Origin of the sequence: Duncaniella dubosii (assembly GCF_004803915.1) — a bacterium.
Classification (GTDB): domain Bacteria; phylum Bacteroidota; class Bacteroidia; order Bacteroidales; family Muribaculaceae; genus Duncaniella; species Duncaniella dubosii.
Map to the genome: position 1 here is coordinate 1290428 of NZ_CP039396.1, position 22587 is coordinate 1313014.

Sequence of the window (22587 nt, forward strand, 5' to 3'; positions counted from 1 at the left end):
CCTGTAAGATCGGATCATAATTTTTTACTTCAGAATAAAATTCATATCTTCACGCTCTCGAAATCGATAACTGACATGAAAAGGATTGCGATATTTGCATCAGGCAACGGCTCCAATGCCGAGAATATAATAAGGTATTTTCAGGAAAAGGGTTCTTCGGGTGAAGTGGCTCTTGTGGTCTGCAACAAGTCCGGGGCGAAGGTTCTTGAAAGGGCCGGAAGGCTTGGTGTGGAATCGGTCGTGATGTCAAGGGATGAAATAAATGACCGGCAGTCGATGCTGGGACTCCTTGAGTCGCATAGGATTGACGTTATTGTCCTTGCCGGTTTCCTGCTCATGGTTCCGTCGTTTCTGATTGAGCGTTATCGCGACAGGATTGTCAATATCCATCCCTCGCTTCTTCCTAAGTTCGGAGGAAAAGGAATGTATGGCCGTCATGTCCATGAGGCGGTTGTCAATTCCGGCGAAGTAGAGACGGGTATTACTATCCATTATGTCAGTGAGATGTGTGACGAAGGTCGAATGATTTTTCAGGCCCGTACATCTGTGGAGCAGTCTGACACGGCTGAGGATGTCGAAAAAAAAGTGCATGAGCTCGAACGTGAACATTTTGCCCGTGTGATAGACGAGACTTTTTTCGGGGGATAACGTATGAATGGCTGTGCTTCACATGAAATGTTGTCATGAATTGCTGGCCATCAAACGTCTACGTACTGTTTAGTACGAGCTGAATGATTGGGGGATAGGATTATTATACGTTATTTCACGGTTTTTGATTAATTTTGCAGTGAGAAATGACTGAATAATTATGAATACACTATCGCAATCGGAAACAACGGCCAAAGAAAAAATCATATCATTCATCTGGCAGCATGTGCTTCTGTTGGTATCATTGTTTATAATGACTTTTGGTGTGGCCCTCAGCGTGAGGTCTAATCTTGGAAGTAGCGTGATTTCAACGATTCCGTTTGTGATGTCGCTTGCCGGAGAGGCGGCCAAAGCTCCGGGACTTACGATCGGAGAATATACGTATGTGATGAATTTTTTTCTTGTAGGGTTGCAGATCCTGATTCTCCGCCGTCGCTTTCATCTCGTACAGCTTTTTCAGCTTATCATAGGTTTTGTATTTGGATTTTTATTGGATATAAATATGTGGCTGACATCGGCTTTTACCGGCGACGGTCTGATATGGCAGATTGTCATGCAGCTGATGGGCTGTCTTGTGTTGGCTATAGGAATATCGTTGGAAATACGGTGTGGATCGGTGACAATGCCGGGCGAGGGTATAACTGTTGCAGTTACTAAGGCCAGCGGAATTCCGTTTGCGAAAGCCAAAATCATGGTTGACATAAGCCTCGTTGCGATAGCTGTGTCGCTGGGCTATTTTTACTTCGGACAATGGCAGTGGCATGTGGTAGGCATAGGAACATTGATAGCCATGATTTTTGTCGGGGCAACAGTCAGATATCTTGACCCTCATATGGAATGGTTCAACCGTCTTCTATATTATCGCCCCGGTTTCCGCCGCTACGTATATGGCCTCGCACGCTATATCTACCGGCACTTTAATTAAACGTTAATACATATATTTATAATAAGCCCCAAGATTTAACCACGCGGTAGAGTCTTGGGGCTTGTGTGTCATAATTGATTATGGCTTCAAAGGATATAATAGAAAGTGTTTTATGTCAGGTGATGAGTCGATTTAAGGTTTGTAGAATTGGAATCATGTTTGTAGAACTAAAGGTTAGTTATAGCTTATTATACGAACCGGACCTATCAGACCTGAGGATTGAAGAGGTTCGTCAGGTTGAACCAACTCGAAATTTGTCCAAGTGACCCTTGATTCGGGTGTGAGGGCTGCATCTCCGATCAGTCGGTTGCGCCAAGTGTTGACAACCTCTATTTCAAGTGTATTTTTACCTTCTGTCAGTAATTCTGTGACATTAACGCGATAGGGGGATGTCCATGCTCCTCCGGCATATTTTCCGTTTATTTTTACTTTTGCCATGACCATGACTTTCCCAAGGTCTAAGAATGTTTGGCCTTCAGGTAGTTTTGGAAGATTAAATTCTGTTGTGTAGACAGCTTTTCCTGAATAGTTGGCAATAGACCTGTCCGGATGTGTACTCCAGTCAATCAGAGAGTCGATTGCAAGGGCTGTGACGGTCCTTGACGCTTGGCATCGAATTCTATAGTCCACGGTTTGTCTGTAAGATCCGAGATTATATCGGGGTTGGGATAATTGGTTGAGTATGTAGTTGGTGCGACGGCATCATTTCGGAATACTATAAACGCACTTTCAAGTGGCTCAAGTTCCATCGGGACAGTAATACCTCCGGATTCGTGTGTCTTAAATTGAGAGAGGTTACGTATTGAGCCGTCGGTTGCATTCCATAGCTGAGGAGTGTATCCATTGTTGACGCGGAATGTCGGATTTAACGAAATTTTGTCTTCAGTTGGATTTGCTATGAAATAGACCTCTGCATCGTCAAGACTGCGATGGATGTAGAGTGGCATCTGTTCTCCATTTTCTACGGAAAGATCGGGCTTCAGATTTAAGTCGGTAAAGATTTCAGACATTTCTGCTTTATCATTCCATACATTACCGTTTTTATACCTGCTGACTTTCTGGCCCGGAATCCACATGAGTTTTGCGATTTCATTTACAGTCCTATCGGCCTCCGGATAGTTTGCAAGACTTGGAGAACGTACAGGTGCCGGACCTACGATTGTCAAACCATTCTTTACGAAATTTTCGATACATTCAAGCATTTCAGGACGCATCGTATCCTGTGCCGGAAGCACGAGAACACTATATTCCATTCCGCTGTCGAGAATCAGACGTCCGTTCTTGACAGTAGCATGATTTTTAAGTATATCAGCGTTGATATAGTCAAACGAGTAACCTTCTGGTAAGGGAGGATTGCATTCTCCTGTCATTTTGGGAGCATCCTCTCCGATGAAGTATGCCACATCTGCTATGTAACGTCCCTGCTGTAGCATATAATTGCAGCGGCGAAGATAATCGGTAAAAAGGTCAAGTTGCTCGAACCATGTATTTTTACGATTAAATTCATTTCCGAACCATGCTGCTATGCCGGGTTCTTCAGGAGTTTCCATCTGATGGATGAAAAGATGGAGCAGCGAGGCATTTATACCTTCTGTAAAGAATCGGTCGACACGCTGTTTCATAACATTCGGATAACGGCCGAACGGGTTTCCTGCTGCGGTGCATGACTCTGACCATATTTTATTTTTACCATAAATGTGTCCGCAGGATGAAGCCGCACGGTTTTCAATGTCTCCTAATGTACCTTCGCTCCAGTATTCACCGGCTATTTCATCACTTTGACCTCCATACAGCAGGAATTCACTCGGGAATCCCCAATGGCCGTAATTCTCTAACCATGTTGTTAGTCCGTGTCTGTTTGAAATTTCCTTTAATCCACCGACATATTCATACGCGATGAGATCTGCGACAAGTCTGCGTAAATCCCAAAGGAAACGGTCTGACTCCTCATTGTTTCCAACAGGAATGCCTTGAAGGACGGGGAGATATGGTAAAGGTGAGTAACCGTATTGCTCCGTAAATTTTTCAATCAGTCCATCGGTCCAGTTTTGTCCTCCTGTTTCATAACTGTCTTCTACGACGATGCGGAATGTTTTGCGGTCCTCGGCCGGAATGCGACGCAGTATTTCTCCGATATAGGCATCGAAATGGCTTTGAAGATGCTTTTTACTCATCTTATCGACTTCAAGTCCTGTGGCCGCAGGTGTTGCCGGAGAATTGGTAACGCCTGTAGAAGCCATCGCAATGCGTGAAATTACCCAACGCCCTTCAGGCACATCCCATGTCAGCACTCCGTTATTGACATCAGATGTCAGCACGACAACTTTTTCAGGATTGATTGTCCATTCTGATGTTGTGTAGACGGGCTGATTTGCCCACATGTAGTAGTCCCACATAGGCAGCGGTTCCTGACACATTTTTGCAAGCTGTTTCTCTGCCGTTCTCTCAATTTTCGGGCATTCGGATAGGGTCACCTTGATTTCCCCGGAGCCGTTATTTCCTAATTCGAGTGTAACCTCATCTGTCCGGATTTCAGGTATGGATATGACGATTGGGGCATAAGGATTGAACCCTACTATATTCTGATCATTAAATCTGTCAATGTCGAATCGTCTCAACTCTTTCCACTCACCGTTTATTTTAGCTTTAATTGCGGCTTCTGTGCGGATTGGTCTGGAGACTTCAACAGTCAGGCTGCGTAGTGTTTCCGGTTTGTCGAGTTTGATTGACGAGGTAAGTGGCTTACCTTCTGTTTTCAAGATTGTATTTGTTTTTGAAAATGCCTCAGACTCAAAAGCGGGATAGGCTATCACGGCTTCGTCCTGACAGGCATTCTCAATAGCCGGTAGGGTTATTTTCTGTAATCCGGGGCCTTCGACTGTTGTTTCAGCCGATACTATATGTCTCATGGATTGAGCCGGTGAAATCCACGGCCCTCCTGACTGGCTCCAGCCCGGACAATTGAATATTCCGATTTCAATATCAAGTTCACCGGCGGTTTTCAACGCCTGATGAAGTGTCTTCCACCAAAGCTCGCTGTCATAGGTAGCTTTCCCATTCGGAAGACCTTCAATTCCAATCATGCCGATCTGCGCGCGCGTTATCCCGGCCTTTTTCATGGCCTGTAGGTCTTTGATTGCGCCTTCAGGCGACAAGTTGTCGTTAAGCCAGTACCAATAAGTCGCAATACGGATTGAATCGGGTGGGGTCATGAAGCTTTCCTCAATCGTGGAGATTGAAGCCGATGATGACTGGTTGGTACAGGCAGTCTGTATGATGCAACTTGTTGCTAACAGTGACAGGGAGAGAATCAGGTTATTTAGCCGCATGGTGATTTGAAAATGTGATGAGGTTTGATTTGCTTATCGTATAATGTGATATACTTTAAAAGTGGCGAGGCTTTTAATTTCTGGCAAAGATAACTGATATATGATTCGTAAGCATTTGTTATCTGTGCCATTTTTTGTCGGATATGTGCAATACGGTTGTGAGTATAGGGTGGTGACAACACATGACAACATTTTTGACACAATAGGAGAAATCTCTTGGAGGTGGAATTTTTTATATTTGCATTATGATTATTTATCATAATCCTGACATGAAGCACTTGGTATGAGAAAAAATTTTTTATACATCATTCTGTTTCTTATTCTGGAAATGGGTAACAGTTGTCTTCTGACTGGAAGCACTTTTCCTTCAGGGATAAATGTATCTAACCGATGTTCGCTGGTAGAGAAAGTCGTTTTGGCTTCTTGGGAGGACTCCATTGAAGGATTCTTATCGCTTGATGCCGGGGCTGAGTTGAATCTTAATAACTCTCTTCAATCATATTATGAAGGAGAAAGCTGCCTTGAGATAATATTTCCTGATGGAATCAGTGCTGACCTCTGGCGCACTGTCTATAAAAATTATACCGATCCGATTGACTTAAGCGAGACTCCGATGATGCAATATGGAATATTAATATCGGAAGGTCCCGGTCGTGGTTGCCATACTCGTCTTACATTGAAATCATCAGATGGAAAACAGTTTTGCGGAGAGGCTGACATAATACCCACACTTTGGCAGAGTGTTATTTTCGATATCCATGAGTGTCCCTTTCTGAATGATATAGTGTCGATAGAAATATCGGTAAACAACGATAGTCATCATCTTTGGTCGGGTGTACGATGTATGGTTGACGGATTTTCTGCCGGAAAACCGCTTGACCTTGATTTTGAAATCCCGGATTCTGAAGCGGTATTGCGGAAAATCGGTGATCCAGACATATATCGTAGCAAAGGAATTGTTTCAGTTGATTTTAAAGATGGAGATGCTATAGAAATCGAGACGGTCGGAAGCCATAACAACATGTATAGTCCGCTTCTAGAGCAGAGAAATACTGTTATGATTGCTCTTGAAAACTATAGTAGTGCAGATAGTCTGCGTCTTTATTTTGCTACGGACAATAACCGGGATATAATGCCGGGAAATTCTAAAACCGTGGCTATGGCAGGTTCTTCGGGTTTACAGCTTATAAAGTTTAATCTTTCTGATAAATCCGGGGCGAAAGGCAGACTGTCCAAGATTCGGATTGAGCCTGTGGGTGGATGTGGAACACTGAATATTGATCGCATATCATTTGAGAGGGAAGATGTGATATGTCATAATGCCGGTGAGATAACGAGTTGTAAAGCGGTTGATAATACAGTGACAATAGAGGGGTGTATTAATGGATGTTACGTTATGGAAGGGGGGATGATAGAAGTGCGTCATGCCCCGTTCTGGCAATCGGAACTGCCGTTTGACAGTCTTGAAAAGGTTGGAGAATGTCAGGCGAGAAGCAATTTTAAAATCACAGATATACCTAACTCACGTCATGATGGCAAGATGTCACATCTCAGCAGTAGATTTAAAGCGGCCTTACGACTGCCTGATGGGACTACCGTGCCTGTTGGAGAACCTTTCTTTATTGAAAATTGGAGTGATTTTATTGATAATCCTTATAGTTTTTCCATATCCGGCTCTGATTATTCAGTGAATGATTTCGGCGCAAAGGGGGACGGCATTACAAATGATAATGCGGCAATCCAAAGAGCTATTGATACAGCATTCTCTCAAGGAGGCGGAAGGGTTATTCTTAATTGTTGGCCAAATGAGAAGTCTGAACGACAGTATATAGCGACAAATCTTGAATTGCGCAGGAACGTAGAGCTTGTTATCGAATGTGGAGTGATCCTGCGGCAGTCTCCGCGTCATGCTCATTACGTGGATTATCCTCCTGAATATGGGCACGACAATGTGATTCCCGGTGTTCCGTGGACTCATTGTATGTATACTAACCGTCCTTTTATCTTGGCTAAAGATACCGAGAATGTCAAAATTACAGGAGGAGGGAAAATTCGTATGGACGATACTTATAGCGAGAATCCGGCATGGCTACACTATGCACGGACATGCAGTGACCGTATACATATAGTCCCGATAGCAGTGTGCAATACTAGACATGTTGAAATCTGCGATATAGATATAGTCAGATGCAGTAACTATCATACCATATTTTATAGGGCTGACAGTGTTTTTATCGGAAATCTGAAAATGTATGATGTTTCATGTCTTAGCGGTGACGGGCTGAGTTTCGGAAATGCCGTGACAAATGTCCGGGTTGCAAGATGTGTATTCGAATCAAATGATGACGGTATTGTCCTATGCAGCAGTTACATGGATCCACGTGGAGGAGATTGGCGTGAAAGGGTTGATTCAATTGATTCATCTGTAAGGCATATAGAAGTTCTCAGCAGTTATATCGACAGTTCGAGGGGTGGAGCAGGCAAAGCTATCGCTATTATCCCGTGGGGCTCGACTAACCCGAGGCAAGATTTTAGCGAGATAGATGATATAGAAGTGCGCGATTGCATCTTGAGAGGTGGTCATTCGATAGGGACGTGGCCTGACAATCCGTTTGACGGTAAGCCGTTCGACAATACGGAAACGGATGATTATGCACCGGTGAAAAACCTGCGCATATTTGATAATGAATATCTTTCATCTCTTGAACTCAATGGAGTCGAACCGACTACATTACTTACGGATTGCGGACTGTCAGGGGCTAATCGGATAAAGAACAATGATTTTACAGACCGGCTTGCTTACTGGTCGTATGTCGGAAATATGGATGATTCTGTCATCGGAGAAATAAAAATCATCGAAGGACTGATTTATCAGGGTATCCATCTGGATGCCGGACATTATCAGATTGAATGGAATGGGAAAGGAGAGATATTTCAAGAGGTGAAGGATATGTATGGAAACCGGATAGAAGTCTATGACAATGGTCGGTTTGTTCTTGTCGCTCCAATGACAGTTTTGATTGGAATCAGGGGGCGTGATGCTACAATCACTACAGTTTCAGTAAATAAGATAGAGTAAATATTTATAGGATATAAGTAACATAAAAGATAATTATTCAAACATGAAAACAATTCGCATTCTTTTCGCAGTAATTGCCATGATGACATCTTTTGTCATGGCTGCTCAATGGTCGCCGACTAAAGCGATATTTGACATTAACGAACCGATAATGAAGGTATTTTTGCCAAAAGATGAACTGAATACAGGCCGTGCGGTAGTAGCCTGTCCGGGTGGTTCTTATCTTGGACATGCAATCGGCCATGAGGGATGGGACTGGGCTCCGTTTTTTAACAGACATGGGATAGCTCTCATTGTGTTGCAGTATACTCTTCCCGGTGGTGACCGCTCCAAGCCCATCAATGATGCGGAAGCTGCTATGAAGCTCGTGCGTGACAGTGCGGAGAGGTGGGGTATAAATCCGTTATCGGTAGGTATAATGGGGTCTTCGGCCGGTGGCCATCTTGCATCGACCATAGCAACTCATTTTTCATCCCCTGATGTCCGTCCGGATTTCCAGATTCTGTTTTATCCTGTCATCTCGATGGATCCGGCGCGAGGCCATCAGCTTACCCATGAGAGCTTTTTCGGTGCGTCAGCCACTCCTGAGCTTATAGAAAAGTATTCAAATGAAAAACAGTGCAACGCGACCACTCCGCGCGCTATAATCCTTACATCCGATGACGACAGCGGGGTCAATTCCGCTCATAATGCGGCTTCATACTACATAGCGTTAAAAGAAGCCGGAGTTCCTGCCACCCTCCATGTCTATCCCTCCGGTGAACATGGCTGGGGCTGTTTACAGTCTTTTCAGCATCACACCCAGATGCTGAGTGATCTTTCCGATTGGTTGCATACATTCTGATATTATCAACTATACAAATAATAGACAACAATGTTAAAGAGAATCTTTTTTGCTATGATTCTGGTTCTTGGAATCAGCACGTTTATTTCAGCGAAACCAAAAACTGGTAAGAAAACTTCGGCTTTTACAATGTGGCAACTGCCGATGCAGGTCGGGAATATAGGCAATTCCTATGTGTTTCGGACTGCGGGAGGTAAAGTTATTGTATTTGACGGGGGCTGGCCTGCAGAGCAACTCTATCTTAGAGGATTCATAGCGGCTCTCGGCAATGAAGTGGAGGCTTGGTTCATATCTCATCCTCATGATGACCACATGGGAGTGCTTTGGCAGATTCTCAAGGATCGTCAAGGAATGAAAATCAATCATATATATCATTCGAGATTTTCTCCTGAATTAATCGAACTCGAAAAGCCTTACAATGAATATGCCAAAGATTTCTATTCCGTGCTCGACACAGTTTCTATTCCTGTCACGGATTTCCGCGAGGCCGGCTATGTCGGTGAGATAGACGGATTCAATTTTAAAATTCTCGGAGTCGTTAACGAAGAGTTCCATACAAACCCATTCAACAACTCCTCTATGGTGATAAAAGTCTGGGATGACAGGAAGTCTATTCTTTTTCTTGCAGATACGGGAGCGGAATCCGGCGAGAAATTATTCAATGGCCCATACAGGAATGATCTGGCATGCGATTATCTGCAAATGGCACATCATGGCCAACACGGCTGTTCGGAGGATTTCTATAAGTCGATAGATTTCCGTGCGTGTCTATGGCCAACTGCATATTGGATTTGGACCAATGATCAAGGTGGAGGATATAACACAGGAAATCTTGAAACAATGCAGACCCGTCAATGGATGGATGAGATTGGCATAAAAGAGCATCATGTTTCATGTCTGGAAGGTCTTTTTAAACTGGAATAATTTCGTAAAGGTTTGAAATTATGGCGTTAAATATGAAAAAATTAGCTACCTTGATGGCTTTTATGGCCACAAGCTGCTGTTTGTCGGCTTTGGAACTTCCTGAGCAATTAGGAGATCATGCTGTGCTTCAGCAACTTGCCGAGGTTAAACTCTGGGGTTGGGCATCCCCGGAGGCATTGGTTTCTGTAAAGCCGTCATGGAGCAGTGATAAATATGATGTCAAGGCTGACCGTCAGGGTCGATGGAGCATGCGTGTACTTACACCGGCAGGATCCTATAAATCACATTCAATAACATTTGTAGAGGGCAGTGATACTATCACTATAAATGATATTCTCATCGGTGAAGTCTGGCTTGCCGCAGGTCAGTCAAACATGGAAATGCCCATGATTGGATTTAACTCACAGCCGGTGGAAGGAGCGGGTAGGGATATAGCCCGCTCCGGCCGCTTGCGTGACCGTGTGCGCATGGCATATATAGTAAGAGGTGATAAGTATGAACCACAGGAACGTATAGGAGGAAGATGGAAAGTTGCATCTCCTGAAAATACTCCTTATTTCAGCGCTCAAGGTTTTTATTTCGCACGAGAGCTTAATGGTTTGATTGACGTTCCGATAGGGATACTTTGTGTCTCTTATGGGGGACACAGATTGAAGGCTGGCTTCCAAGAGAGACACTTGAGCGGCATGGATATGATTTTGAAGCGATGAAAGCGGAGAAAGACAGGCTTCCGGCCTATCGATACAGCACTAAATATACGTCAATGATATATCCTTTAATCGGATATACCATAAAGGGTTTTCTATGGAATCAAGGCGAATCGAATGTGAGTAATCCAGACCGCTATTGCGAATTGCTTGAAGAGATGGTTGCCCAATGGCGGAGTGACTGGGGCGATACTGATAATAGTCTTCCTTTTTACCAGACTGAGAACCCGGGTTTTGGCTGGGGAAATCCGGATGCGGTTTTTGCTGCAATGGTCAGGGAACAACAGAATATAGCTGTGAAAGTTATTCCAAACTGTGGCATAACATGTACGAATGATCTTGCATATACGTATGAAACAGATGTCATACATGGTACACGCAAACGGGAAATAGGGGAGCGCATGGCGTGGCAGGTCGCCGAACGTCAATATGGATTAAAAGGTATGCCGTGGCGTAGCCCGGAATACAGCTCAATGATAAAGTGCGATGATGGGTCGGTGCGTATCAGATTTGATAACGCCGAGTATGGCCTGACGCCAAATATCGGTAATGTCGAAGGTTTTGAAGTTGCCGACGTTGACGGAAAATTCCATAAGGCTGATGCTGTGGTCGACTGGAATACCCCGGAGGTGATTGTCAGTTGCCCGGATAAAATTTCTGACATAAAGCATGTGCGCTATTGCTTCAAAAATTTTAGTTGCGGTAATCTTAAAAATTCTTTCGGTATGCCGGCCGTGCCTTTCCGAACTGATAAATTTAAGGAATAGCTCAGATTTTCGACAACACCAGTGTTGTCGAAAAGGTTGCTGTGCCAGAATCGGTAGATATGTTTAATAAGTAAGATTGCCGGGGATGATTCGCATCATCTCCGGCAATCGCCTGTTTAGAAACTCATCTGAAAGACTGAAATTCGTTTTGGATCTGGATTGTCCTTAAATAGGCTTATCATACCCTGATGAATCTAAATTTGATTTTTTTGAAGAAAATATTAAGAATCTGATGGTTATATCTTAACGCTTTGATGTTACCTGTGCTTCATATTGCTCGATGACGGGAATGTACTTATCACAGACAGGGACTCCTGAACGAAGGCAATACATATCCCATACGGCATTCCAAGGTAATGACTTGCTTATTTCAAGCATTGCGAGACGCTGGAATCCATGACCGTTCTCTTCATAGTCGCGCAGTGACTCCACTGGTTCGAGCAAGGCGCACAACATTGATTGCTGCGCCGCACGCGCTCCTATGACGTAAGCTCCGATTCTGTTTATGGAGGCATCGAAATAGTCAAGACCGAAATGTACGCGGTCAAGAGCGTCGGCACGGACAATTTCTTTACATAGGTTGAGTGTAGGATCTTCCATTATCGTCACATGATCTGAATCCCAACGCACGCCGCGTGTCACGTGAAGCATCAGTTCAGGTATATAAAGCAACATTGAGGAAACTTTATCGGCTGCATCCTCAAGAGGATGGTAATGCCCTGTATCGATAGTGTAGATTTTCTTGTTTTCCACACAATAACCGACTATGAATTCCAAAGAACCTGTGGTGAAACTTTCAAGTCCGATACCGAAAGTCTTTGATTCGAGGCAATCCTTCATATTGTCATACTTGACTGCGAAAATCTCGTCAAGACTTTCTTTGAATATCCGGCGGTAGTTATAACGGTTGACTGTAATGTCTTTGGAGCCGTCGTGAACCCAAAGGTTAAATATGCAAGGGTCGCCTTGTGCTTTTCCGATTTCTTCTGCAATCGCACGGCATCGTCTGGTGTGTTCGATCCAGAACCGGCGTATCTTTTCGTTTGGATTTGAGAGACTGAGATTACCGCTTTTGGGATGAGAGAATGACGAGGAGTTGAAATCAAGCTTTATGCCGTTGGCAAGAGCCCAGTCAATCCATGATTGAAAATGTTCGATTGTTATTTCATCGCGGTCAACAGACTTTCCTTGGAAGTCACCATAGATTGCATGCAGATTCAGTCGGTGAGTACCCGGAATTAGTGAGAGAGCTTTAAGTATGTCTGCACGAAGTTCTTCAATGTTGCGGGCACGCCCGGGGTAGTTGCCTGTGGTCTGGATTCCACCGGAAAGAGCTCCCGCTTTTGGTTCGAAACCGACAACGTCGTCCGCTTGCCAGCAGTGGAGTGAAAGGTGAAATCCATCCATCTGTTCCAAAACTTTCTCAGTGTCAATGCCAAATTCGGCATATCGTTCGCGTGCGATTTCGTAGGCGGCGAGGATTTTTTCTGTTTCCATGATTTTTCTGTGTCTTTATGAATTTTATGTGTTGGTTTTATTTTGGCAGGTTAATGAAACGTGTATATGCCGCATCCCAAAGGGAGGTGTCGGTTGAATTGGGAATAAACTCTTTGAGCGCAACAGAGCGTCCTATGATTTCTCGCATCCGGCTAAGAGAATCTACAGCTCCCGCTGCCTTGGCCTGAAGCATTATGTTGCCTAAAGCGGTACATTCTACAGGGCCGGCCACAACAGGCATCTGTAGGACATCGGCTGTCATCTGATTAAGACGGTGATTCTGAGAACCGCCTCCGATTATATGAAGGCGTTTGATAGGGAATGAAGCAAAACATTGAAGTTTTTCCATTACCTGACGGTAACGAAGAGCAAGGCTGATAAGTATGCAGCGGGTTATTTCACCTTGTGTATTGGGGACGGGCTGCATAGTCCTGCGACAGTATTCTTTTATTGCCTCGACCATTGATACCGGATTTGCGAACTCCGGTGCATCGGGGAAGATGATGGATTGCATCGGGTCGGCTACATCGTCAGATAATGCGAACAATGTATCGAAATCAGTCGGTTTCGCTTCCTTCCTCCATTCATTCCGGCATGATTCGAGAAGCCACATGCCACAGATATTTTTCAAGAATCGAGTGGTTGATTCAACTCCTCCTTCGTTTGTGAAGTTCGCGACACAGCTGTCATCGTTGATGATCGGTTGTTGAACCTCAATACCCATCAGACTCCATGTGCCACTGCTTAGATAGGCAAAATTTTCGTCGGGGGCAGGTATGGCGGCGACAGCTGAGGCTGTATCGTGTCCTGCTACCGAGATAACCGGTATCTGTGGCATTCCCGTGCGTCGGCTGACATCCGATGTAAGACGGCCTATCACAGTGGCAGGCATGACAAGAGGTGGGAAGATGTCTGCCCTAAGGCCGAGCGCCTTTAGCAGTGCCAGCTCGATGGTCCGGGTGACCGGGTTCAGGAGCTGAGATGTTGATGCGATTGTATATTCCGTGACTTCAATACCACACAATAGATAACTTAGAGCATCCGGCAGAAACATAATGCGTTTTGCCGCGTTAAGCGAGGAATTGCCTTCCCGTTTCATGGCTGAAAGCTGAAACAGGGTATTGAAATTCATTACCTGTATTCCTGTCAGGTCATATACCTGTTCACTTGTCATTGTTTCCCTAAAGAAACGGGCAGGTTCATCGGATGTATGTGGGTCTCGATAGCTGATTGGATTTGCCAATGGTTGGCCGTCAGCTCCAAAGCATACGATATCTACTCCCCATGAGTCTATACCCACAGAAGTCGGGATTATATTATCTGCCGCGAGTTGTCGCAACGCTTTTTCAATTTCATTATATAGGTGCGGGAAGTCCCAGTAATGGTGTTTTCCCATATTGACTATATTGTGACTGAATCGCGTAAGTTCCTCAATGGAGACATGTGTGTCGGTTACAGTACCGAGTATTGTGCGTCCGCTGGTAGCTCCGAGGTCTACCGCAAGAAATTGGTGCTTCATGATGGTTTATAGTATTGATGAGGGATGTCACAAAATTAATATCACTGACAGGATTGCCGCTTCCTGTTGCGTTTCAATTATTGTGCATTTTGTTTCATCTGTCTTGTAGCCAATCAAGTTGCAACAATTAGAATGTATATTCTGACGGAGTTCTGATTTTCAGTAATGAGAATGGCACATGTCAGTGGTAAGTGTCTACTGGTCGATAGTCACGGAACATTGAGAGAAATGATTTGTGACGTAAGCACGTGGGGAAACACCGAAATGTTTCTTGAACAGTGATGAGAAATGGCTCTGATTGCCGAAGCCCGTGCGTTCGCCGACCTCTCCTACGGTATATTCGCGTGTCAGCAGAAGTTCTGCCGCACGGTTGAGGCGGTAGACACGCAATAGGTCATTCGGTGAGATTCCGGTGAGAGCTTTTACCTTCCGATAGAAATTTGTTCTTGAGAAACCGAGCTCGCGCCCTAACATATTGACATTTAAATCACAATTGTCAAGGCTGTTGTCGATATAGGCATAAAGTTTTTCAAGAAACTTTTTGTCGAGCGGAGATAATTCTTCCTGAGTCTCCTTATGAGCGCCCGGTTCGCTCATCCCGGCAGAAGCAAGAATCATTGTGGCCTGCTGTGAGCGTCTGTTATATAGATTATTGACTCGTGCTATAAGAACATCCGGGCTAAACGGTTTGCATAAATAGGCATCCGCTCCGCAATTGTATCCTTGAATCTTATGCTCGTCAAGAATCTTTGCCGTAAGGAGTATGACAGGTATATGGGATGTTGAACTATCTGATTTAATCTGACGGCATAGCTCGAAACCATCTATATCACCCGGCATCAAGACATCGCTGATTTAGGTTTTATATCGTCTGCCTCATCATTGTCTGGGTTGATTGTATCCAGAGGCTCGTCGCAACAAACTTTTTCTGAACTTTCGTCATTTGTCATGATATATGAGGCTGCATTGTCAACTCTTATATCAGGGGATATGGGTTGGAATTCCGAAAGGGAAAAAGCTGCGTCGCAAACAGGAAGTATGACAGTGAATGTCATTCCTCCTGTCGGATTTTTCATTGTGCGTATCACGCCTTTATGCTCTTTTACAAGGTGTGACACAAAATTTAGCCCTATCCCGAAGCCATCAGTCTTTTTGGGGCCATCGATTCCAAGCAGCCGTTTGAATGGCTGGAAAATCTTGGGAATGTCTTCTTCTTGCATCCCAAGTCCATTATCGACGACAGATATCTGAGCGTATGTAAAATCATTGTCATTCTCAAATTCGGCCGGATGTTTTACAATGTCGAGCATCAGTTTGACTGTGCCGTTGTCGGTTGAATATTTCACGGCATTAATGATAAGATTGCTGATGATTTTCTCGACCTTATCACTATCGTATGTAAGCTGTGTATTCTCTTCGGTTAGTCTTTCAAACTGTATGGTCACGCGGTTTTCAGTGGCATAAAATGTGTAGAGCTTCGCTAATGCTTCGAGTTGCGAGGCCAGATCGTTTTTAGCTACCTGTAAAGGCAGGGTTTCGTTGCAGACACGGCGGAACCTAAGAAGCTGATTTATAAGAGTCATCAGTCGATCAACATTACTGTCAATAAAATCGATTGATTCCTTGATCTGTTCATCGGTCATTGATTTATGGTTGGCTCGGAGATATTTTGCCGGCCCGCAAATCAGAGTGAGAGGGGTGCGGAGTTCATGAGAGATATTTGTGAAAAAGTTGATACGGTTTTCCGTCGTGCGTTTTTCTTGATTAATGCGCTCCTCGGAAAGCAGATATTTCTGCTTTATAAGTTTGAAGCGAAGATAGCTTCTGTTAATGGTAAAAACTATGCTTAATGTAAGTAACAGATAGATGGCTATAGCGGTGGTAGATAACCAAGGATTCGGGGTGACAGTTACACTGAGTAACCTGACCGGTTCTTGCCATTCGCCGCCTTTGAAACGGGCTTTGACATAAAATTCATAATCACCTGAAGAAAGGTCAGAATACGACACACGTGTGTAGTTGCCGTTATAGATGAAATCCTTGTCGCGTCCTTTGAGCATATATGTATACTCAATGTCTCCGATCCTGTCATAGCATACGGCGAAATATTCGATATTGATAGAGTTGTCTTTGTGGTTGAGTGTGATTTGTCCGACTGATGGTTCAGCACGGTTTTCAGACTCGCCACTTAGGATAGGTCTGTAGTCGGGAAGTTGCCACAGACCTCGTACAACTATTGAAATAGGGGGGGATTTTTCTAAGTGGGTTAACGGTGATATTTCTTCAATGCCGGCATTTCCGCCAAACAGAATGTTCCCTCCGGGCATCGATGCGACACATTTTTCATGAAATTGATTTCCTCCGAGACCCTCTGATTTCAGATATGAATTTATTGCCTTTCCCTTGGAATTGAATCTGTAAAGTCCGTAGCTGCTGCTGGCCCAGATGTCACCGTGAGAATCTTGCGAGAGACCCACTATGTCGAAGTTGTGGTCGCCGAGACATGATTCAAGTTTTTGTGTAGAGAAATCATAGTGGAGCAAACCATTGTGATATGTGCCTATCCAGAGTTTCTTATCCCGGTCGAGCATCAGATCGATGGCGCTGTCTATTGCCTTTCCTTCGGAACTTTCGATAGTATGTATGGCCATACGACCGATGTCAATAAGATAGATATTGTCGGTATAGGCTGCAATCAGCATGTGATTATCATCGTAGGGAATGATTTTTGTAATGTTATTGGATTGGATGAGAGGTGTTGTAATCCTTTTGACTACATTGTGGTTACGGTCTATTATAAATAGGCCGCTATTGTCTGTCCCTACCCATATCTGACCGGCCACGTCCTCGGCAATGCTGACGACGTTGACAAAAAATGGAAATTTTTTCAACATTTCAAGCTTGATGTGGCCCGAAGCGGATATGTTGGGTTTACAGACAATAAGACTGTTGTTGTAACCAATCCAGAGATGCCCGTCGGAATCCAAGGTCATTTCTTGTACGAAATCATGGGAGAAAGATTTGAGCGCAGGGGATGTCTGGCTGTTGAAATATTGTCTTGTTCCGTTTTTGCAGTCATAGAAAGCAATGCCGTTATAGCGGGTTCCAATCCAGAGATTTCCATTGCTGTCAGGTATGGTTCTGGTCACGAATTCATTGCGGAATGATTTGATTAGCTGTCTGTTGAGATTGAAAATACGGGGTCTGTCGGACATGAGCACTTCTCCTTTGTCAAATGTCGATACCCATATATTCTTATTTCGGTCATAATAGACGTTTGTAATCTCATTGGTCTGGAGTTCGTTGAAATCAATATTGTGGTATTTGTGACTGATAGAATCAGCTTTTGGATCATAGACCAGTACACCTCGGTTTCCGGTAGCAATAAGTTGCATGCCATCGTCAAGAGTCAGCATGTGGTTGACTTCGGTGTCATCACCGACAGATGTCGGCGATGTTGTATGGTCGATCGTGTTGAAGCTCAGCACACCGTTGGGAGTTCCGAGCAGCAGTCCGGTGCCAGTGCGGGCCAGAGTCCTTATGTGGCTGTTTGGATCAAATTCCAGTTTGATGGTCGGTTTAAGAGTCGAGTCTATGCCCATCATACATGTTTCATTTGAAATCCATAGCTGATTGTCAGGCCCTTTGACCGCAGTCTTGACTGACTCACCTTCTATTCTTACACGAAGGTCAATCCGTTTCGATTTTTTATCAAGTTCATACAAGCCTCCCGCTCCGTAGCATAGAAGTCTGTCTGCATACTCTATGAAGCCGTAACTGACGAAATCATGTCTGGTTCCGTCTTCAAGATTAAAACGGTGGAAAGTCTTCGTGCCTTTTTCGAGCGCGCAGACACCGGTGTTTGTCGCTACCATCATCCAGCCATCACTATCAGTGAAAAGCCCTATGATAGAGCTTGACGGGACGGTCTGGGAATCGTCCTTGTCGCCAAAAAAGATGTCATATTCATTCCCATAGCTCTTGCACAGGCCGTTTGCCGTGGCAATCCAGATATAACCGTAGGAATCCTGGCCAATGGCACGCACGCAAAGGTTTGACAATTCGGATCGTCTTGCGGGTGTATAAGCCTTAATATTGATGCTCCCGAAAAAGCCGAGGAGTAAAATAAAGATTGTAGTAAGTGTTTTCAACTGCGGGTTTCCGTTTTCATGATTATTGCAAAGATATATATTTATTTTGATTAAAGGTGAATAAAAGTGTTGCCACATGGTGACAGCGTTGTTTTCTCAATGCCTTTTGGGGGATGTTTAAACAAGTTTGATAAAATTTGGAACATATACCATTGGTTATGTGCGAATACGCAGAAAAATGACCTATGTCCGACAACTGTAAAGGGCAATGCGTCGCTAACTTTGCATACGGACATAACCATGAAGATTGTCAGAAAAATCTTCTATCTCAAACCGAGCAATCACATTATAAATTTTTTCCATGGATATTAAGAAACTATGTCTGCTCGCACTTCTGAGCGGAGTTCTACAGCCTGACACAGCCACCGGCGAAATAAAGCGCACGCCGGTACAGCCGGCCCGCATTGTATGGATGTCGGATACGACCGGTGAGTTCATAAAGAATCCTGAAATACTTATGAAAGATTTTAAGGGTCAGGTATCGGTTGCCGACAACAGTTGCACCGTAATGCGCAGCAGTGGCAATCATCAGGCAGCGTTGCTTGTCGATTTCGGTAAGGAGCTTCATGGTGCGATAAAGATTTCATCGGGCATGCGCGCTTCGTCACGACCGTTGCGTCTGCGGGTACGTTTGGGAGAATCGGTCTCTGAAGCTATGAGCGATGTCGCTCCGTATCATAACCCATATAATGCTACCAATGAGCATGCAATGCGCGACTTTGAGATTCATGTCCCTTGGCTGGGCTCGCTTGAACATGGCAACAGTGGCTTCCGTTTCGCACGTATCGACCTTCTTGATCAGGATGTCGACTATCTGTTGCGCAATGTGCAGGCTATTAGTGTGATGATTGATGACCCGGAGATTGGTTCATTCAACTGCAGTGACGAGCGTTTGAATAAAATATGGGAGACCGGTGCCTATACGGTCAAACTAAACATGCAGGATTACCTTTGGGACGGTATCAAACGCGACAGGCTCGTGTGGCTTGGAGACCTTCATCCTGAAGTGATGACTGTCAACAATGTGTGGGGCAAACACGATGTCGTGCGTAGGACGCTTGATTTTGCCAAGGCTGACACTCCGCTTCCCGGATGGATGAACGGATTCAGCTCGTACTCGATGTGGTGGCTGCTGATACATCGCGACTATTATCTCCATCATGGAGACTTGGACTATCTGAAAGAGAATCGCGATTATATATTAGGGCTTGTCAGGCAACTTGACGAGTGTGTGGATGCCAATGGAGAGGAAAAGATGACCGGAGTGCGTTTCCTTGACTGGCCGACATCAGAGAAGCCTGATGTCATTCACGACGGTCTGCAGTCACTCACGTATATGACTATGAAGGCGGCACGCCAGATTGCCGGATGGCTCGGCGATAAAGAGATGAGCGCTGTGGCAGATAAAAGTCTCGCCCGTATGGACAAATTCGAAATCAGCCGTACTGATGCAAGTCAGGCTGTGAGCCTTAGTTTGCTTGCAGGGATGTCTAAAAATCCAGATGCCGATTGCCGGAAACTCATAGAAAATGGTATAGATTCGTTTTCACCTTTCTATGGTTACTATGCTGTTGAGGCGCTTGCAGAAAACGGTTATACCGAAAAAGCTATGGAGATGATAAGTGATTACTGGGGAGCAATGATTGACCTTGGTGGTACTACATTTTGGAGGATCTCAACTATCCTGATACAAAAAATGCTGCAAGAATCGATGAAATCGTCCCGCCCGGTAAATATGATATCCACAGCGAGGGCGGTGCTTATTGCTACGTCGGTCTGCGCCTGAGTCTATGTCATGGCTGGGGTGCCGGCCCGACACCTTGGCTGCAGCGATATGTGCTTGGTGTCAAGCCTCTCGAACCCGGTTGCAGGACAATTGAGGTCAAGCCAAATCTCGGCTCTCTATCATATGCAAAAGGAACTGTGCCTACACCCTACGGACCGGTCTCAGTCGAAGCTCACAAGGACCCATCAGGCAAGACTGTGGTTGACGTCAAGGCACCCAAAGGTGTGAAGGTGGCAAGATAGAGTGGTATTATATCAGAGGAAGGAACTTAAATTGTTAAAACTTATCAGACCATGACTCACAGAGGATTCATATATAATGCTGTCGCGGCAATCGCATTGGCACTTCCTTCAACTCTTTCGGCTGACATGGATGTGATAGATCTCTATCCGGATACATGGGTGGCTATTGATGGGATTGACCGTGTGATGCCCACGTCAGAAGACTGTCCGCTCCGTACAGATAAGAAGCGTACGGTCGGCATATTCTATGTGTCATGGCATTACGATTGGTTCTATACCAATTTTAAGTCACCTTATGCTTCTGACGTTACAAATATACTTCAAGAAGATCCGAATGCACGATTGGATTATAACCACCGGCTGTGGACTCATGAATTTGCCTATCACTGGGGAGAACCTGAGCTTGGATATTTTACGAGCTGTGACCCTTATGTGATAAGGAAAGATATTTCCATGCTTACTGATGCCGGGGTCGATGTGCTGATTCTTGACTGTACGAATGGTGTCTGTTATGTCGATGAGTGGAACGCACTGCTATCAGTCATGACAGATATGAAAAAAGAAGGAAACGTAGTTCCAAAGGTGTGCTTCTGGGGATATAATAATGAAGTCGCCAAGCGATTGTATGATATTTATGAATATTATTATCTTGGCGAGCGTTACAAGGATTTGTGGTTTTATTGGGATGGCAAACCTCTTCTGCTTTACAATGAAGAGGCCGATTACCCTCAGTCAATGCGCGATTTCTTTACTTTGCGACACATGTGGTGGGGATATTACAGCACGAACGGGAAACGTTATGTCGGGACAGAAGACCATTGGAGTTTCGGTTACGACATGCACGACCCGCAAGTGAAGGCCCTTGCTCCTGCCGAACGGGCATCGCTCCATAACGGGCGGTATGAACAGATGGCTGTCACACCTGCCCAGCACGCTTCTACGATGGTCGGAAAATCATGGACGCTTGCTTCCGGCGAGCCAACGCTCAATGAATATGATCTTCCAAGGAAGAAATTTCTCAACAAGAAGTGGATTGACAATCCGGAATATTATGGCTTTTATTTCAATGAGCGATGGGATGAAGCGTTAAGCGTTGACCCCGATTTCATCTATATCAATGACTGGAATGAATGGATTGCAGGACAGTTTCCAACTCCTGATGGTGTTAATTTCATGGGCCGACAAAGTAACTATCATTTTGTCGATCAGTATAATGCCGAGTTCAACCGTACGATTCAGCCGATGAAAGGCGGTGGAACTGATAATTATTATATGCAGATGGTCGATGGCATACGTCGTTACAAGGGTGTACGCGAAGCTCCAGTTGCATCCGTAGCTGCTAATCTTGACATAAATTCAGATTTCTCACTCTGGAATAGGGTAGAGGAAACGTTTTATGACACTCCGGGCGACGTCACTCACCGAGACTATACAGGTTATGGCGGTAATAAATATCATAATACCTCAGGCCGCAATGATATATTGATTTCCAAGGTCAATGTGAATGGCGGAAAGATTTCATTTTATGTAGAGACAGCTTCGTCTCTTACACCATATACAGACCCCAACTGGATGTTGCTGTTTGTAAATACAGACTGTGATTTCAAGACGGGTTGGCATGGATTTGATTTCCTGATTAATAAGGAATTTGAGTCCGACACTATGTCGTATGTTATGAAATGGGATACTGCCTCATCTCAGTGGGTGAAAAGTGGCTTGGCTGAATTCAGGACGGAAGAGAATCGTCTTGTAATCGAAATGCCGATGTCTGCCTTGGGAATGACAGAATCAGAGAAGGGCAATTTCTATTTTAAATGGGCTGATAATCCTGAAGATATTGAAGATCCTATTTCACTATGTGTGAACGGAGACACAGCTCCTAACCGCCGTTTCTGCTATAATTACCGCTGGGATTACGCCTCTACCATGATAGAGGATTTGTGTGAGGCCAAAGATAATTTCTGCGCGACTTCGCTTGACGGAAACAGGCTGTACATAGAATCCGGTGGCAACTTTTCAGTCTCAAATGTTCTCGGATTAGTAATGGCTTCAGGTTCAGGATCACAGACCGTAACTCTTCCAAGTGCCGGTATCTATATAGTGACCTCATTGGGGAGGTCTGTCAAGGTGCTTGTTAGATGAACTACCACGGAAAGTATTTTTAGTTAA

The 22587-nt window shown here is 44.6% G+C and carries 16 protein-coding genes; 10 read left to right on the forward strand and 6 right to left on the reverse strand.

The annotated features are described in order from the left end of the window. Positions 1-75: 75 nt before the first annotated feature. A complete protein-coding gene (purN, locus tag E7747_RS05685; protein WP_136414664.1) occupies positions 76-648 on the forward strand; it encodes a phosphoribosylglycinamide formyltransferase in 573 nt (190 codons plus the stop codon). A 160-nt stretch (positions 649-808) separates the two neighbouring features. Next, positions 809-1573 (forward strand): YczE/YyaS/YitT family protein, encoded by a 765-nt coding sequence (locus E7747_RS05690; RefSeq protein WP_136414666.1) that lies wholly within the window; start codon positions 809-811, stop codon positions 1571-1573. Positions 1574-1747: 174 nt separating this feature from the next. Here E7747_RS05690 and E7747_RS16935 read toward each other — a convergent pair whose 3' ends face one another. Beyond that, positions 1748-2203: a glycosylhydrolase-like jelly roll fold domain-containing protein gene (locus tag E7747_RS16935; protein WP_228449264.1), complete on the reverse strand. Its 456-nt coding sequence runs from the start codon at positions 2201-2203 to the stop codon at positions 1748-1750. Beyond that, on the reverse strand, positions 2140-4902 hold the full coding sequence (locus E7747_RS05695; RefSeq protein ID WP_228449265.1) for a glycosyl hydrolase: 2763 nt from the start codon (positions 4900-4902) through the stop codon (positions 2140-2142). The genes E7747_RS16935 and E7747_RS05695 overlap by 64 nt, the downstream gene beginning before the upstream one ends. Positions 4903-5185: 283 nt before the next feature. Here E7747_RS05695 and E7747_RS05700 point away from each other — a divergent pair, with 283 nt between their 5' ends. The 5 genes from E7747_RS05700 to E7747_RS05720 are packed head-to-tail and all read left to right on the forward strand — an operon-like array spanning position 5186 to position 11223. Then, positions 5186-7981, forward strand: coding sequence for a glycosyl hydrolase family 28-related protein (locus E7747_RS05700; RefSeq protein WP_136414667.1), 2796 nt, complete (start codon positions 5186-5188; stop codon positions 7979-7981). Between the two features lie 43 nt (positions 7982-8024). Continuing rightward, positions 8025-8825: an alpha/beta hydrolase gene (locus E7747_RS05705; protein ID WP_136414669.1), complete on the forward strand. Its 801-nt coding sequence runs from the start codon at positions 8025-8027 to the stop codon at positions 8823-8825. 30 nt (positions 8826-8855) lie between these two features. Continuing rightward, complete coding sequence (locus E7747_RS05710; protein WP_136414671.1) at positions 8856-9749, forward strand: ComEC/Rec2 family competence protein; 894 nt, start codon at positions 8856-8858, stop codon at positions 9747-9749. 32 nt (positions 9750-9781) lie between these two features. After that, positions 9782-10459: a hypothetical protein gene (locus tag E7747_RS05715; RefSeq protein ID WP_136414673.1), complete on the forward strand. Its 678-nt coding sequence runs from the start codon at positions 9782-9784 to the stop codon at positions 10457-10459. Then, complete coding sequence (locus E7747_RS05720; RefSeq protein ID WP_136414675.1) at positions 10456-11223, forward strand: sialate O-acetylesterase; 768 nt, start codon at positions 10456-10458, stop codon at positions 11221-11223. The genes E7747_RS05715 and E7747_RS05720 overlap by 4 nt, the downstream gene beginning before the upstream one ends. Before the next feature lie 243 nt (positions 11224-11466). On the opposite strand, the gene E7747_RS05725 is transcribed toward E7747_RS05720, so the two are convergent. The 4 genes from E7747_RS05725 to E7747_RS05740 all read right to left on the reverse strand — a co-directional run bounded on the left by E7747_RS05725 (position 11467) and on the right by E7747_RS05740 (position 18468). Beyond that, positions 11467-12720: an L-rhamnose isomerase gene (locus E7747_RS05725; protein ID WP_136414677.1), complete on the reverse strand. Its 1254-nt coding sequence runs from the start codon at positions 12718-12720 to the stop codon at positions 11467-11469. 37 nt (positions 12721-12757) lie between these two features. After that, entirely contained in the window at positions 12758-14239 is a 1482-nt protein-coding gene (locus tag E7747_RS05730; protein ID WP_136414678.1) for a rhamnulokinase, read from the reverse strand. A 195-nt stretch (positions 14240-14434) separates the two neighbouring features. Further along, a complete protein-coding gene (locus E7747_RS05735; RefSeq protein ID WP_136414680.1) occupies positions 14435-15079 on the reverse strand; it encodes a response regulator transcription factor in 645 nt (214 codons plus the stop codon). After that, the gene (locus E7747_RS05740) at positions 15079-18468 is read right to left on the reverse strand and encodes a ligand-binding sensor domain-containing protein (RefSeq protein WP_136414682.1); all 3390 of its coding nucleotides are present in this window, start codon (positions 18466-18468) and stop codon (positions 15079-15081) included. Before E7747_RS05740 ends, E7747_RS05735 begins: the two co-directional genes overlap by 1 nt. 223 nt (positions 18469-18691) lie before the next feature. Here E7747_RS05740 and E7747_RS05745 point away from each other — a divergent pair, with 223 nt between their 5' ends. Genes E7747_RS05745 through E7747_RS05755 form a run of 3 tightly spaced genes read left to right on the forward strand, consistent with a single transcriptional unit; the run spans position 18692 to position 22560 of the window. After that, entirely contained in the window at positions 18692-20176 is a 1485-nt protein-coding gene (locus E7747_RS05745; RefSeq protein ID WP_136414683.1) for an alpha-L-rhamnosidase-related protein, read from the forward strand. A gap of 50 nt (positions 20177-20226) precedes the next feature. Next, a complete protein-coding gene (locus E7747_RS16520) occupies positions 20227-20418 on the forward strand; it encodes an alpha-L-rhamnosidase C-terminal domain-containing protein (protein WP_168185246.1) in 192 nt (63 codons plus the stop codon). A gap of 51 nt (positions 20419-20469) precedes the next feature. After that, positions 20470-22560, forward strand: coding sequence for a hypothetical protein (locus E7747_RS05755; protein WP_136414687.1), 2091 nt, complete (start codon positions 20470-20472; stop codon positions 22558-22560). The last annotated feature ends 27 nt before the right edge of the window (positions 22561-22587 follow it).